The 14,830-nt window shown below is 48.2% G+C and carries 13 protein-coding genes; 2 read left to right on the top strand and 11 right to left on the bottom strand.

All coding sequences use genetic code 11. The annotated features are described in order from the left end of the window. Positions 1-27 precede the first annotated feature (27 nt). Complete coding sequence (locus MKY97_RS03275) at positions 28-1,296, top strand: NAD(P)/FAD-dependent oxidoreductase (RefSeq protein WP_342554096.1); 1,269 nt, start codon at positions 28-30, stop codon at positions 1,294-1,296. 971 nt (positions 1,297-2,267) lie between these two features. Here MKY97_RS03275 and MKY97_RS03270 read toward each other — a convergent pair. From MKY97_RS03270 to MKY97_RS03235, 8 genes are all read right to left on the bottom strand, one after another. Continuing rightward, on the bottom strand, positions 2,268-2,678 hold the full coding sequence (locus MKY97_RS03270; RefSeq protein ID WP_342554095.1) for a hypothetical protein: 411 nt from the start codon (positions 2,676-2,678) through the stop codon (positions 2,268-2,270). A gap of 189 nt (positions 2,679-2,867) precedes the next feature. Further along, positions 2,868-4,121, bottom strand: a complete 1,254-nt coding sequence (locus MKY97_RS03265) for an ABC transporter permease (RefSeq protein WP_342554094.1) — start codon at positions 4,119-4,121, stop codon at positions 2,868-2,870. A 16-nt stretch (positions 4,122-4,137) separates the two neighbouring features. Further along, positions 4,138-4,875, bottom strand: a complete 738-nt coding sequence (locus MKY97_RS03260) for an ABC transporter ATP-binding protein (RefSeq protein ID WP_342554093.1) — start codon at positions 4,873-4,875, stop codon at positions 4,138-4,140. Between the two features lie 164 nt (positions 4,876-5,039). Then, a complete protein-coding gene (locus MKY97_RS03255; protein WP_342554092.1) occupies positions 5,040-5,447 on the bottom strand; it encodes a type II toxin-antitoxin system death-on-curing family toxin in 408 nt (135 codons plus the stop codon). After that, complete coding sequence (locus tag MKY97_RS03250) at positions 5,444-5,707, bottom strand: AbrB family transcriptional regulator (protein ID WP_090924923.1); 264 nt, start codon at positions 5,705-5,707, stop codon at positions 5,444-5,446. Before MKY97_RS03250 ends, MKY97_RS03255 begins: the two co-directional genes overlap by 4 nt. Positions 5,708-5,846: 139 nt before the next feature. Next, complete coding sequence (locus tag MKY97_RS03245) at positions 5,847-7,541, bottom strand: hypothetical protein (RefSeq protein ID WP_342554091.1); 1,695 nt, start codon at positions 7,539-7,541, stop codon at positions 5,847-5,849. Between the two features lie 49 nt (positions 7,542-7,590). Beyond that, a complete protein-coding gene (locus tag MKY97_RS03240) occupies positions 7,591-8,982 on the bottom strand; it encodes a hypothetical protein (RefSeq protein ID WP_342554090.1) in 1,392 nt (463 codons plus the stop codon). Positions 8,983-9,183: 201 nt separating this feature from the next. After that, complete coding sequence (locus tag MKY97_RS03235; protein WP_342554089.1) at positions 9,184-10,515, bottom strand: MFS transporter; 1,332 nt, start codon at positions 10,513-10,515, stop codon at positions 9,184-9,186. Positions 10,516-11,083: 568 nt separating this feature from the next. On the opposite strand from MKY97_RS03235, the gene MKY97_RS03230 reads away from it, so the two are divergent. Beyond that, on the top strand, positions 11,084-11,545 hold the full coding sequence (locus MKY97_RS03230) for a MarR family transcriptional regulator (RefSeq protein WP_342554088.1): 462 nt from the start codon (positions 11,084-11,086) through the stop codon (positions 11,543-11,545). A 118-nt stretch (positions 11,546-11,663) separates the two neighbouring features. Here the strand turns inward: MKY97_RS03230 and MKY97_RS03225 are convergent, their stop codons facing one another. The 3 genes from MKY97_RS03225 to MKY97_RS03215 form a co-directional block, all read right to left on the bottom strand. Continuing rightward, on the bottom strand, positions 11,664-12,155 hold the full coding sequence (locus MKY97_RS03225) for a hypothetical protein (protein ID WP_342554087.1): 492 nt from the start codon (positions 12,153-12,155) through the stop codon (positions 11,664-11,666). A 160-nt stretch (positions 12,156-12,315) separates the two neighbouring features. After that, a complete protein-coding gene (locus tag MKY97_RS03220; protein ID WP_342554086.1) occupies positions 12,316-13,845 on the bottom strand; it encodes an MDR family MFS transporter in 1,530 nt (509 codons plus the stop codon). A gap of 245 nt (positions 13,846-14,090) precedes the next feature. Continuing rightward, positions 14,091-14,681, bottom strand: coding sequence for a GNAT family protein (locus MKY97_RS03215; protein WP_342556214.1), 591 nt, complete (start codon positions 14,679-14,681; stop codon positions 14,091-14,093). Between the last annotated feature and the right edge of the window lie 149 nt (positions 14,682-14,830).

Genomic DNA, 14,830 nt, shown 5'->3' with positions numbered 1-14,830 from the left:
AATCAATCAAAAAGAAGGTAATCATGAATGTATGACGTTATTGTAATAGGCGGCGGTTCCGCAGGTCTGATGGCTTGTGTGGCAGCTGCTGAGCACGGAGCATCTGTGCTGCTGCTGGATAAAGGAGATCAATTAGGCCGCAAACTGGGCATCTCCGGCGGAGGACGCTGCAATGTAACCAATGCCAAAGAAACAGATGAGCTTATTCGCCACATTCCGGGTAATGGACGCTTTTTATACAGCTCGTTTCAAAATCTGGACAACCAGGGTATCATGCGTTTTTTTGAAAATCTCGGTATTGCCTTGAAAGAAGAAGATAACGGCCGAATGTTCCCGGTCACAGACAAAGCCAAAACGGTTGTTGATGCGCTAGTGGGTAAAATCGTCTCCCTTGGCGTAGAGATCCGTACGAAAGAACCCGTCAAAGAACTTCTTCAGAACGGTCAGCATGTGCAGGGGGTTAAACTGGCCTCTGGCAAAATTATTCACAGCCGCTCTGTGATCATCGCAACGGGCGGCAAATCCGTGCCGCAAACCGGTTCGACCGGGGACGGATATCCTTGGGCTGAAGCAGCGGGTCACACCATTACTGAGTTATATCCAACCGAGGTGCCGATTGTTTCCGGGGAGAGCTGGATTCAGTCCAGAGAGCTGCAGGGCTTGTCTCTGCGTGACATCGCTCTATCCGTACTGGATGCCAAAGGCAAAACGGTCATTTCCCATCGTGGAGATATGATTTTCACCCATTTTGGTGTATCCGGTCCGGCTGCCCTTCGCTGCAGTCAATTTATTCGCAAGGTTCAGATGAAGTCGGGGAGCACGCAGGTCACGCTGAGCATCGATCTCTTCCCTGACCTTACCCCGGCTGCGCTGGAAGCACAGGTTAAGCAAGGACTGGAACAGGAGTCACGTAAGGCTGTCAAAAACATTTTGAAAACATGGGTGCCTGAGCGACTGATTCCCCTCTTGATGAAACGTGCCGAGATTGGGGACGACCTCACATTCCATCATTTTCCGAAAGGTATGTTAAGTCATCTGTGTGAACTTATGAAGTCCTTCACTTTTCGTGCAGACGGCACGCGATCCCTTAAAGAAGCCTTTGTTACCGGGGGCGGAGTTCACTTAAAGGAGATATACCCTAAAACAATGGAATCCAAGCTGCTGCCTGGACTATTCTTTTGCGGTGAGGTGCTCGACATTCACGGTTACACCGGCGGTTATAACATTACAGCTGCCTTCTCCACTGGATACACCGCTGGCATGCACGCAGCGGAGTACAGACATGTTAACGCGTAGGTAATTTGGTGTTTGGTGTTCGGTGTTTGGTGTTTGGTGTTTGTGTTCGGTGTTCGGTGTTCTGCTTTTTATTTTTGGCGACCATGGTCGGGGGTAAGCGCCTGTTCCATGCGATGTTGACGTACGGGATCAAGGGCCAGTGCATGGAGTAAGCGAAGTGTGTCTAGGTACAGATTGTTATGGTGAAACGTTGCTTACCATTTGTCAGGTATCGGTGTTATGTGCACGCTGCAGACGCGGCCTTAATGTGCTCATCAATACGTTGGCTAGTGTCGGTTGTTGTAGTCGGTTTCGGTGTGATGCTGATAGTTGGCGAGCCGCTTTAAACATGGTTCAAGCGCTAACGATCACCACAAACCTTATTTCGTGAAAATTGACCCTTTATAAAATCTAACGATCACTAGGAACGCTATTTGGCAAAAAACAGGCCTTTCCAGCTTGAAATGAGCTATTTCTACTAAAATAACGTCTCTGGAGATCGTTAGATTCTCAAACATCCTTAAATGGAGTAAATAGCGTTTCCTGTGATCGTTAGAATACGATCAGGTACAACACTGGCCGATGGGCCACTTACATGAAATGCACCATACGCTTGCGCGAAAAAAGACACCCCATATGTCATGATCCATGACCGGGGTGCCCTTTGCTTTGTTTTAACTTTTCTTTACAGCTCTAATTGGTGTTCCAGATACATCTTGCCGTCTAATGCAGCATCGTTGGGGACTAGTATGGTGTGCAGAACTGAAATTGGTCCTGTTACTAGTACTTTTCTTCGTACTGTTCTCAGTAATGTTCTTCGTACTTTTATTCGTATTGATCTTAGTACTGTTTTTGGTACTGTTGTTAGGACTGGTGTTGTCACGTTATTAGAGTTGTTGATGACATCAAGCACTGCTGTTGCGGCCACTCTAATTCTAACCTTTGGTACCGTGCCTCTCTTTTCCCGATCTCCTCTGTTTCGTGTTCTATCCTCAAGCTTTAACACTGCCGGAAAATCCATCCGCCGAATCATCATAAACGGGATCATCACTATAATTATGTTCGCCTTGGTCTACACCTTGATCAACATTCTGACCGCCATTCACCGCCTGTTTCCCACCGCGTACATAATTCTCATCCCAATCCTCGTTCACCAGATGCGCTGGAATAGATACACTTTGAAACTGATCCAGTTCATCCACCGAAGAGGCAAACACAGCACTCCCTCCATGGGATTGCACAATCTCAACAGCCGATTGCGGGTCTTGGCGATCCGTTGGGATATATAATTCAAGCGGTGCAGATTGATATGGCTTATAGCCTAATTCCTCCAAGGTTGCTTTTGCCGCAAGCAGTGCCGAAGGATCGGAAAAATGCACTTGAAGCTCACTATTATCCATCACGCTAAACTTCTCCTCACTATAGATATTTCATCCTCAGTCCGTGAAACCTGTTGAAATCCAAGACATCCCTGAGTCAGGATTTCTTGAACATTCATGTGATTCACAAAACCTTTTCTCTATAGCATGGGCAGTAAGCATATGTGATATGCGTTCCCGGCAGCAAATTCCTTACAAGCGCATTTATGCAAATCATGCACGGGTCTGTCTGATCCAGCCTGCAGCGGACACTACAACATAACCAAATGCCGCCGTGCATGCAGCCGTCAGAAAACCGGCAAGCCAGCCCAGCCAAAACAATCCCATCACATAGCCCATCAGTACGGCGAGTGGGAGCAGTAACATACGCACCATAATAGAGCCTGCTTTATGCAGCGCATCAGAATCATACGTGACAAGCTGAACATACTCCGACGCAGCGAGTACATCCCAACCACGGTACAGCATCACGGTCAGCATAATCACCAGTAAACCGCACACGATGACATTAACCGGAAACGGCGGCAGGGCTACCGCGGCAATGGACAAACTACCCAACTGTAAAAATAACTTCAGCGTCTCGGAATTGCGAAAAAATGCTTTGAAAGCAATCTCTGCCGTCCGATTCGGAATGGAGCGTTTACGAAATAGTTTGCGAGGTTTGCGAAAAATGATCGTACGTGTCTGCGGAGCCTTGGGTTTGCTCACAGCCTGACTTAACATCAGGGCAGTCAGCCTGAGCCTGCTTCGCAAGTCCTCCCGTACATCTCCTTCAAATGTACCTCTCATACGTAAACTCATCTGGATCAACATCATGAGCAGCAGCAGCACGGCAGCAATACTCAGCATGATTTTCCACGTATCCGGACCTTCAAGCATCCACGTCGATGTGCGTACAGTCGTCCATGCCATGGCGATCACAAGTAAGATCATTAAAAGCCCGCGCCGCCACCCTGTGTATCGAACTTTGAGCATACGTATAGCAATGACTTGAGATGACGCTGCGGTTCCCAACCAGATACATGTCAGCACGATCTGTAATAAGGACATCTCATACACACGTACGAGCAGCGGTGCAGCAAGCGCGATAATAAGCATCATTTTTCCAAGTTGTAACACCGTCACCCGCCAAAGCCCTCGCATCATCAGTGTTCGCATCCATGCCGTTCTGGATTTCAGAAACAATACATCCGCTTCTTCCACAAAAAGCAGAACTCCACCCGTCAGGATAATTAGTTCAATAATGCCTGTCAGTAAAGGTAATGGCAGGCTGGCTGTCCAGGCTGGCAGTGTTTTCGTCCACAAACTCGTGTACCAGCCGATAAAATACAGCAGACCCGGAATCAGCAGATACAGCCATACCGTCCAGTCTACGACCAGCTTGAAGTTGTGCCACTGCTCCCGAAGATGCTCTTTCTGTCTTCTCTGATATAGAAGATGCGGGGTATAACGTTTGGGCTCCACCATCAATTCGCTCCTTTCTTCAATCGGATGTTAACGTATCGAAACAATCAAACAAAGTCGCTTCCGGCATTCCCGCAGCTGCCTGAATTTCATCCAATGTTCCTTCCGCAGCCGAACGGCCAGAAGCAATCAGAACGAAGCGGTCACAGATCCGTTCCGCCGTATCCAGCACGTGTGTAGACATCAACACGCCTGCCCCGCGGCGGCGCTCATCATCAAGTAATTTGAGAAAATCCTTTGTTGCACGCGGGTCTAAACCGATAAATGGCTCGTCCACAATATAGATATCCGGTGAGGAAAGAAATCCGATCATGAGCATCATTTTCTGACGCATGCCCTTGGAGAAACTCGCTGGAAGATCATTGCGGACATGATCCATACCAAAACGGACTAACAATTCCTCCGCTCTCGCCACAAATACCTCTTCTTCTATTTCATACGCCGCTGCAGCCAGATCAAGATGTTCCCACAAGGTCATGTACTCGTAAAAAACAGGCTGTTCGGGAATGTAGGCATATCGCCCTTCCCCGCCAATGGCTACATCATAATCGGCATGCTCCAGCAGGCCAAGCAATGTCTTGATGGTTGTACTTTTACCCGCACCATTGGGCCCGATAATCCCGACCAACTCTCCCGGTGCCACATGCATCCGAATATTCCGGATCGTAGACTGCCCCGGTGCGTAACCTGCTTCGCGAATATGTACGTTCAGGATGGAATTAGGTAAAGCTGTTTCTTCCTGCGATGCATGCTGCATGGCTTAACACTCCTGTTCTTATCCTTTTTATACGTGTTGAACTATTTATATTGTAAATGAGTTTTGTGAATCATGTTTGATCAAATTGAGCAAAAAGTGGGCAAACAAAAACAATAAATCATCAAAACCCGATGATTTATTGCTCATACATTCTTTGATCCCTATTATGTTTTCTCCTCAGACCAACAGTGAGTTTGAATCATCGAAGTAAGATCTTCAAATGAATATTTGTGGTTGACCATATCAACCGTAAAATCCTCAGCTAAGGCCTGTTCCATTTTAAAGTAAATATGATTGTAACGTAAAAACATGACTAATGCAGTAAAGGCTGTTCGTTTATTCGCATTATGAAAAGGATGGTTTTGACCTAACGACTGAAAAATTGCAGCCGCCTTCTCATAGACTGTCGGATACGCTTCGTCACCAAAAGCAGATGATTGCGGTCTAAGAACAGCAGATTCAAGCAGATTAGAATCTTTTACACCAATCTGCTCTCCCGGGCTATACCGTTTTATCATCGCAACATGGATCGCAATTACTTCTTGAATATTTAAATAACGAATGAGACTCATCTGTCTTTAAGACCTTTCAGAGTTTGATCATACTCATCCATAACAGAAGCTAACGTATCCATAAAATCATTACTTATTCCGTTAGGCAGATTTACCTTGACCGACTTTTTAATAATAATTTCTCCGCTCGTTTGGTCGACCTCTACCTGAACCATATCTCCTTGTTCAAGTCCAATTTGCTTGAATGCTTCTGTCATCGTTATTCCAAGGCTGTTTCCAAACTTCGTTACTTTTCGTTCCATCTCTCTCACCCTACTCACTTAGATTCCTCCTATAATTATACTATTCAACTGTTATAACAATTATACCATGATTCACCCATTGTATTTGTTTAAATATAAAAAAAGAAGCAGGGGCTCCGGAGCCCCTGCTTCTTCATATTACAGTGAAAAACTCATATTATCGATTGCTCTCCACCATGGTCATCGTTTCGCTTTCTGCATCCGCATTAGCGTTCAGACCCAGATCGAGCATGCCGCTACTTTCGCTGGCATAGCTGCTGCTTGCGGTACGCTCACGGTCATTCACGTTACTGTTGCGTTCGGATTGAGCCATTGTTTTACTCTCTCCTTCCGCTTTCGCGTTCAGACCCAGATCGAGCTTACCGCGGCTTTCGCTGGCATAGCTGCTGCTTGCAGTACGATCACGGTCGTTCACGTTACTGCTGCGTTCGGATTGAGCCACTGCTGCACTCTCGCCTTCCGCTTTCGCGTTCAGACCGAGATCGAGCATGCCGCGGCTTTCGCTGGCATAGCTGCTGCTTGCAGTACGATCACGGTCGTTCACGTTACTGCTGCGTTCGGATTGAGCCACTGCTGCACTCTCCCCTTCCGCTTTCGCGTTCAGACCCAGACCCAGCATGCCGCGGCTTTCGCTGGCGTAGCTGCTGCTTGCAGTACGATCACGGTCGTTCACGCTACTGCTGCGTTCGGATTGAGCAATGCTTGCACTCTCCCCTTCCGCTTTCGCGTTCAGACCCAGACCCAGCATGCCGCGACTTTCGCCGGCATAGCTGCTGCTTGCGGTACGCTCACGGTCATTCACGTTACTGTTGCGTTCGGATTGAGCCATTGTTTTACTCTCTCCTTCCGCTTTCGCGTTCAGACCCAGATCGAGCTTACCGCGGCTTTCGCTGGCATAGCTGCTGCTTGCAGTACGATCACGGTCGTTCACGTTACTGCTGCGTTCGGATTGAGCCACTGCTGCACTCTCGCCTTCCGCTTTCGCGTTCAGACCCAGATCGAGCTTACCGCGGCTTTCGCTGGCATAGCTGCTGCTTGCAGTACGATCACGGTCGTTCACGTTACTGCTGCGTTCGGATTGAGCCACTGCTGCACTCTCGCCTTCCGCTTTCGCGTTCAGACCCAGATCGAGCTTACCGCGGCTTTCGCTGGCATAGCTGCTGCTTGCAGTACGATCACGGTCGTTCACGTTACTGCTGCGTTCGGATTGAGCCACTGCTGCACTCTCTCCTTCCGCTTTCGCGTTCAGACCCAGATCGAGCTTGCCGCGGCTTTCGCCGGCATAGCTGCTGCTTGCAGTACGATCACGGTCGTTCACGTTACTGCTGCGTTCGGATTGAGCAATGCTTGCACTCTCCCCTTCCGCTTTCGCGTTCAGACCCAGACCCAGCATGCCGCGACTTTCACTTGCATAGCTGCTGTTCGTGTTACTGCTGCGTACCTGACCGTCTCGTGAATACTCGTTCATCGCTGCTGCTTCTCCCGACACGCTGGCATTCAGGCCTAGACCTAATTTGCCAGTGCTGCTCTGCTGAGTTGTAACATCAGAAGAATGGTTATTGTAACGGTTCATGTTCTCTGCGGATACACCGGCGTTTAAGCCTAGATCCAGATTTAATGCTCCGCTTGCACTGGAGGAACCCCCATAGCTCTCATTATTCCCGTAACCAGCGTCACGTTGTCCTGATAGCAACGATCCCAGTTCCAGACGCAGACCTGCATTCAAATCCAAATTACCGCTGCTGTTGCTGTTATAGCTATCTGCATAGGTTGCCTGCGAAGCTCCCAGCAATCCAGCTGCCAGCGTACCCGACAATACCGACAATTTTACCCAACGATTCACTTTTTTCATGATTATATACACTCCTTCTCAATTTTGGTTGAATGAACACCTTTGTTTTTTATGAGAAAGAGGTATATTTTGGCGGCTGACCTGGTGGTGCTTGTGACCACTGGCTGAAACCATCCAAACGTTCCATGTCAAAAGCAAAACCATAACCCGGCATCACCGGGCTAGTTAACGCCAAAGGCAGTGCTGCAGCTGGAATGGATGCTCCGCCCCCCGCCACACCGGACGAACCGGAGCTTGTACCTGTAGAGGTACTCGTTGCAGAAGGAGCTATTGCCATAACAGACCAGTTGGCCGGTCGTTCAGTCCGTGGTTGCCATGGTGCAGAGGCTTCATCCTGCTTTTCAGGTATTACCTGATCTATTTTCAGATTCCCCTGATTCTGGTCCTCGGCTGTTGATCTGCCAAAGATTGTGTCCATTTGCAACCACTCATTATCCAGTAAAGATACGTTTGCATTCGTCTCCTCAGCACGCTGGTTCAGACGATCCTGTTCCACAGGCACAGCCTGAGAAACGGTAGGTTCGTTGATTGAGTCCGGATTGATCTCAAGATCAATCACCTGACTTGTAACCTGTATTTCATCTTGTGCCGTGTTCTGTCCACTCACCTTGCCCTGAGACGAAGGTGAATCCGTTGCTGTACTAGAAAATTGTTTCTCAATTCTAGGTGTTTGCACAACATCAGGCTGATCCGAAATGTTCGCAGGCTTCCTTTGTTCTACAACCGGATGCTGCACCTCTGCCTTTCCAGGGTCAGGGTCAAGTTCAAGCTTGGCATCAGCGACAGGCACTTCTGCCTTCACCTTTGGAAGCTGTACCTTGCCTTCGCTCAAGTTCACACCCGATATCGAGACATCTACCGATGTGACTTCAGGAATATCAACTGTCACGGAAGGCAGTTCAACCTTGCCTTGCCGCAGGTCTGTTTGCACAGCAGACGTCTCTGCTTTGATGACCTCAGGAACCTCGGCAGTAATGCCTGGCAGGGAAGCTGTTCCTTCGTTAAGATTTACCTGGCTGCTGGATACATCTGCTCGAATGACAGGCGTGTCTGCCTGCACTGAAGGAAGATCCACCGTCCCCTGCTTCGCATCGATGCCTATCTTCGATGTTCCTGCCGATCCAAGCGGTGTATCTACTTCCAGCTCAGATACACTCAGCTTGCCGGTAGATGCATTCGCTTGGATCGAAGGAACTTCTACATCCAGCAGTGGGGTGGACACGGATATTGATGGGGTCAGATCAAGACCACCATCTGCATCACGTGAAAACAAGTTTAGCGACAATCCACTGGACGGTTTACTCGAACCCGCCTGATTCTGAACATCATCTGCATACACATGCGATGAACCGATGCCCATAACCAACGTTCCCGCCAGAATGGCTAACGGGATGCTTGCCAGACGAGTAATTGTTCTGGGTAATTTTACTTTTAAGTTCAAGCTGCTTCACCCCCTTTCCGCACTAGCCTTGGTGGGAAAAGGCATATGAGTTTCCCCCTTAGGATTAATTAGAATACAGGGATTTCTGCCTGTTCCTCATTAAACATGAAGGCATCTACTCAAACGATTTTTCAATAAAAAAAATTTAAATTTAAATTAATTTCCGCCTTCATGCTGGGCGATTACCTCTCAAAAATCAACTTACGACACCTCTCTGGTTGACACAGATTTTGCCGGAAGAACTGCTTCCACATCTCCACTCTTCGCTCTTGCCTTCAACAAATACAATAGACCCAGCAGTGTCAACAGAATGCCTGAACTTACAAACGCAGGTACAACACCAAACGAAGTCACTAATAACCCGCCTGCCACAGGGCCGAGAATGTTACTCGTTGTCATCACACTGCCTACGGTACCAAATACCCTGCCTGTCATTGGCTCAGGGGTCTGTTCCTGCAGCAGAATCTGAAAAGGCACGACTGCAAACCCGATGCCCACACCCGCCAAGGCAAACAACGAAATAAGAAGCAGCTGTGCGCCCATTCCTGCTGAAGGCCATACGACAACAACTAACCCAGCCGTCCCGATCACGAGGCCTGTTACAGCGGTACCCAGCCCCATTTTTAACCCGTGGCTCGCTGTTTTCCATTTCCGGACACTCATCGCCGCTATTAACGTTCCGACACCGCTTGCCGCAACACACCATCCAAGCAGATCACCCGAAATGCCGGGAAGCTGCCTGAACAACACAACCGTTTGTGAATCGGCAAATTGCAGAAACAAAATCGCAGCTGCCAGCAAAAGAAGTGACGTCCCTACGCGAGGAAGGGAAGCAAGCATACGGATGCCCTCCATTGTTTCTTTCCAAAAGGATGGTTTTACTTGAGTCGATCCTGCTGTCTCTTCCTTTACTCCTGTTACGTCAGAATCTGTCCGTTGGATCACCCGATAACCGGGAATCCACAATAAAATAATGCCAGAGATCAGAAATGATGCCGCATCCAGCACAAAACACCACGTGATTCCAAATCCGGCTGCAAGTAATCCGCCCAGTGCCGGGCCGATAATTTTGGACATCTGTTCGATTACAGAGCTGATGGACACAGCTTGAGCAAGCTGATGATGCGGCACGATCTCCTTCAGTTTGCCGTTCTTGGCAGGAGAGAACACCACATCAAACAGAGATTTTAGAATGAGCAGCACGTAGATATGCCAAATCTGATTGGCAAAAATGAACGCACCCACGATGATCATTCGGGCACCATCGGCTGTAATCATCAACCATTTCCGGTTCAACCGATCTGCCAGTGCACCGGCAAAAGGTCCGGTAATCAGGACAGGCAGCGCAGCTGACAGCATCACAAAAGTGATCTCCAAAGGCGCTGCATTCCAGCGAAGACCTACCAGTGTCAGAATAGCCAGCAGATGAAGCCAGTCTCCCAGATTAGATACAGCCTGAGATACCATTAATGTGACGAAAGAGCGATTCTGTTTCAGTGTCCTCTGCCCTTCCAATGCGTATGTCGTAGTCATTCCGTTTCTCCCCCATCAATTCCGAATAATCACTATGAAAATGATTATATAGAAGAGGGCCCTTCTGAACCTCCTGCCAGAGACGGAGATCAGAGTATCCTGCAGAATGATTTTTCTAACGATCCGGGCTTTGATCGATACAGCTCCTCCAATTGCGGATATGTATGTTAAATCATGATAATGATCAAATTTTAAATGCTAAAAATGCAAATCTTGTGACATATCGCATGTTTTTCACCAAAATAGAGGTCTACAATGTACATATAACGAGACGATTCACTGATTCGTCAATCGATATAATGATCCAACTCATATAAGTTGATCTGATCTTTTACAAAACGCATTGTATAAGTTTAACTTCATTTGCCCAGGACCGAAGGGGAGAGAATACATCTGGAAAAGCGCAGCTAAAAGCATTCTCAAAGAAAGCTGCATCGAAAGCATAAAATCTCGCCTTATACTCTCATTGGAGTGCAGGAGTAAGTCAGCCTTAGTTCAAACTTATACAGCAAAGAGAACCTTCATATCATGTCAACTTATATAAATATCACTGAAAGGCGGGATCAGCATGCTGGAATTACAAGAAATCGGGACCGAACGTTCACTTCATCTGTACCGCACCTTGGCCCATACGTTCAAAAGTGTGAATGAACACGCTGTATCTGGAAGTAAAGTACATGGATTTAATCCGACTGCGTACGGAGTGCTCGAAGTGTTATATATGAAAGGTGCACAGCCGATTCAACAGGTAGGCGCGCAGCTGCTGTTGCAGAGCGGGAATGTCACCTATGTCATTGACAAGCTGGAGCAAAAAGGACTGCTGCGCCGCAAACATTGTCCGCAGGATAGACGCATCATTTTTGTCGAACTGACGGAGGAAGGTCAGCGTACGATGGATGATATCTATCCGGGTTATGCAGTCAAGATTGATCGGGCGGTCAGTGGTCTGAGCGAAGAGGATAAGGAACTTTTATCCGAGCTGCTGTGCAGGCTGGCTCACGGTGCAGAAAGTCTTTCAGCGAGCAGCTAGGGGCGGCATAAGCATCGCACAACCACATCAGCAGCAGGATAATGATAATGCAGACTCGCTAGAAAGCTTTTGAAAGTAAACAGAAATAAATAAAAAACCGGATGGGCCTATCCAAGGCTCATTCGGTTTTTGCTTGTATATTGTTTTTTAGCCCGTGGGACCCTGCCCGCAAAACATACTGCCAGCCTAGAAAGATCAGGGTGATGACAAACATCTGGCGAATAGCCCCCATGTAAAGAAACGTATTTTCCCGAAACACAAAGATAGAGAACAGAAGACCGCTTAATCCTGCTAGTAGAACATAACCAATCATTATAGAAACAACCTGCATCGCAACTCCTTTGAATCGTCGCGCTAAGGACATAGACACCGCATCCGTCAAGAGTGACAGTGGAAGAATAAGAAAAGTGACAATCGCTAGACTAATTAGTGCAGTAATAAGCAGTGAATACCAAAACGGATAATAATACGTATGATCCATTCGCTCAGCTGCAGGCACGTATTCCATGAGGACAACGATTAGAGCCATTGAAATACAGGCCAGCAATGCTGAAAAGATTCGAACAGGAGCGGAAACAGGTCGTAGGACAACTAGCTTTGGTTTACTCAAATCAGTTCATCCTCCTTTTTCCAGTCCATCATACCAAACCTGTTGTAATATAAAAAGCAGCTGATGTTCAGCTGCTTTTTAGGATATAACGAAAATATGCATCGATCCGGCGAATGCCATTACTTACCGTGCACTTCCAATCCTTCACCCGGCATGTTAGTTACTTCTGCATAGCTTCCACCTGAGGAGGTGCATCTCCATCTTCAGGAACAATCAGTCGTTTGCGCAGGGCCAGTGTGGTGACCCACGAAATGATCGCAATAACAAACATAATGACAAACAAGGAGTGCAGGCTGCCCTCAAGCACGCTGCGCAGCAGCGCCCACTTCTCATCCGACAACGCTGCATCTGTATGCGGCGCCAGCAGCTCGTTCAAATCCTGTTCCGAAATCCCCGCTGCCGCCAGATTCTGTTCACTCGATAGAGCCGAGATACGGAAATTTAACCACGTACCAAAAGCCGCCGCCCCAATGGTCTGCCCGAGTGTACGCATGAACGTATGCAGTGCCGTTGAAGAACCGCGCTCCTTATATCCCACAGAGGACTGTGCAATAATGGTGAAGATTGTAAATGCAAAGCCGAACCCCAGACCATATATAAAGGTCAGAATAAACAGCACGACCTGCGGGGATGTCCCGCCCACCAGGAACAGCCCACCCGAACCGACGGCAATGCCCGTAAGTCCGATTAATGTGGTCAACCGTGATCCAATCTTCAGCAGCAGGCGGCCTGCCAGTACGCTGCCGATCAGCCAACCGACGGACATGGGTGCGAGCAGCAGCCCGGACTCAGTTGCATTGCCTCCGCGAACTCCCTGCACCCACAGCGGCAGATAACTGGTTAAGCCGATCATTAATGTGCTGGTCAGCAGGCCTGCGATATTCGCCACCCGGATGTCCCGAATACGGAACAGATGGAGTGGAACCATCGGGGCCTGAGCTCTTTTTTCCACCACAAAAAACAAAATAATAAACAGAACGGCAGTGATACTCAGTCCCACAATTAATGGAGAACTCCAAGCATAGTACTGCCCGCCCGCCGACAAAACAAAGAGCAGTGCGGTGATGCCTACGGTGAAAGTCAGCGCCCCGAAATAATCGATTTTGGCCGTACGTGGCGAGATATCCTCTTTCAGATACCGGAATACAAACCACATCGCAAGCAGGCCAAACGGCACATTAAACCCGAAAATCCACTGCCAACCAAGGTTGTCCACAAAATAACCGCCAAGCAGCGGACCCACAAGAGATGAAATGCCCCATACCGAGCTGATCCAGCCCTGAATTTTGCCGCGTTCCTCAATGCGGTAGATATCCCCGATAATCGTAAAGGTCACCGGCACTACAGCTCCCGCACCAATCCCCTGAATGGCACGATAGATGATCAACTGCTCCATATTCTGGGAAAGACAGCACAAGAGTGAACCGAGCAGAAATAAGGCACAGCCGATGAGGAAAACAGGTTTACGTCCATACAGGTCACTGATTTTGCCAAAAATCGGGGTACTGACTGCCATCGTGAGCAGATACGCCGTAAAAATCCAGCTGAGCAGCTGCACGCTTCCCAATTCGCTGACAATCGTTGGACCCGCCGGGCCAATTACGGTGCCTTCAATCGCAGACAAGAACGTGGCCAGCAGCAAACCAGCCAAAATGAAACTGCGCTTTAAACCTCCTGATGATGTATTCACACAAACCCTTCTCTCTTTTTTCTCTTTAATCATAAGAAGAATATTATTTACATGCCACTACGAGCCAGAACAATCTTTCGATCGTTGTTACCCCCGGATTTTTTGAATTTCATTATTTAAGAGGGGGAAATCCGGTGGTAAGACTATGCTTCCGATGCAGCTTTCTTGCCGAAAGCTTTCAGACGAACGCTTCGCTTCTCCAGCTTTGTTCTGTCTCTCCGTTAATATGTAAATAAAAACTCTTATTAATAAAATCGCATCTTATTCCTTCTCTTACTGCGAAGAAACTCATCATATAATAGCGAATACATGACCATGTCCTTGTATCCGGTGGACGTGTGCTGCACTTGACGCAGCAAACCTTCACGTGTGAAGCCTTGACTTGTCAGGAAAGACCCCGAAGCTGCATTACGCGGGTCAACAAGTGCTTCAATCCGGTTCAGTCCCATCGTCTCGTAACCGAAGGGCAGCAGCGCCGTAAATGCCTCGGACATATAACCGTAACGCCAGTAGTCACGACCCAGCTCATACCCGATCTCCCCACGGAATGCCCCTTCCAGCTGCCAGGTGTTGAAGCCGCAGCTGCCGATAAGTTTGCCTGAATCCTTCAGTTCGATCCCCCACCGGATGGCATCCTCTTCCCCTGCCATATGGTTCAGCAGCCCGATCATATCAGCCGCCTCGCTTGTCCCGATCATCGGTGCGAGATTCATATACCTCGTAACCTCCCGGTCTGACCAGTGAACGAACATCTGGGTAGCATCCCTGCGGCGCATTTTACGCAAACGAAGACGTGTTGTCTCGAGCTCGGGAATTCTTCCTTTACATTTATACATCATCTGACACTCCGATCCGATCCTTTGTTGCAGACCATAAGATTCATTAGCCATCTAACCATAACCTGCACCAATTGGCAACTGTTCACTCTTCGGATCATATCAAAAAACCGGGCGCACCTGCTCCCGGTCTTGATGTACATATGAAT

Origin of the sequence: Paenibacillus sp. FSL R7-0652 (assembly GCF_038595045.1) — a bacterium.
GTDB lineage: Bacteria > Bacillota > Bacilli > Paenibacillales > Paenibacillaceae > Paenibacillus.
The sequence above is the reverse complement of the archived record's forward strand: the minus strand, read 5'-3'. Positions and strand labels throughout refer to the sequence as shown.

What these genes read in the sequence shown, in the direction of transcription:
- MKY97_RS03275 (WP_342554096.1), top strand. Translation starts at nt 28, where the DNA reads ATGTATGACGTTATTGTAATAGGCGGCGGTTCCGCAGGTCTGATGGCT.
- MKY97_RS03260 (WP_342554093.1), bottom strand. Translation starts at nt 4,875, where the DNA reads ATGCAGCATGCATCGCAGGAAGAAACAGCTTTACCTAATTCCATCCTG.
- MKY97_RS03230 (WP_342554088.1), top strand. Translation starts at nt 11,084, where the DNA reads ATGCTGGAATTACAAGAAATCGGGACCGAACGTTCACTTCATCTGTAC.
- MKY97_RS03265 (WP_342554094.1), bottom strand. Translation starts at nt 4,121, where the DNA reads ATGGTGGAGCCCAAACGTTATACCCCGCATCTTCTATATCAGAGAAGA.
- MKY97_RS03215 (WP_342556214.1), bottom strand. Translation starts at nt 14,681, where the DNA reads ATGTATAAATGTAAAGGAAGAATTCCCGAGCTCGAGACAACACGTCTT.
- MKY97_RS03245 (WP_342554091.1), bottom strand. Translation starts at nt 7,541, where the DNA reads ATGAAAAAAGTGAATCGTTGGGTAAAATTGTCGGTATTGTCGGGTACG.
- MKY97_RS03235 (WP_342554089.1), bottom strand. Translation starts at nt 10,515, where the DNA reads ATGACTACGACATACGCATTGGAAGGGCAGAGGACACTGAAACAGAAT.
- MKY97_RS03255 (WP_342554092.1), bottom strand. Translation starts at nt 5,447, where the DNA reads ATGAGTCTCATTCGTTATTTAAATATTCAAGAAGTAATTGCGATCCAT.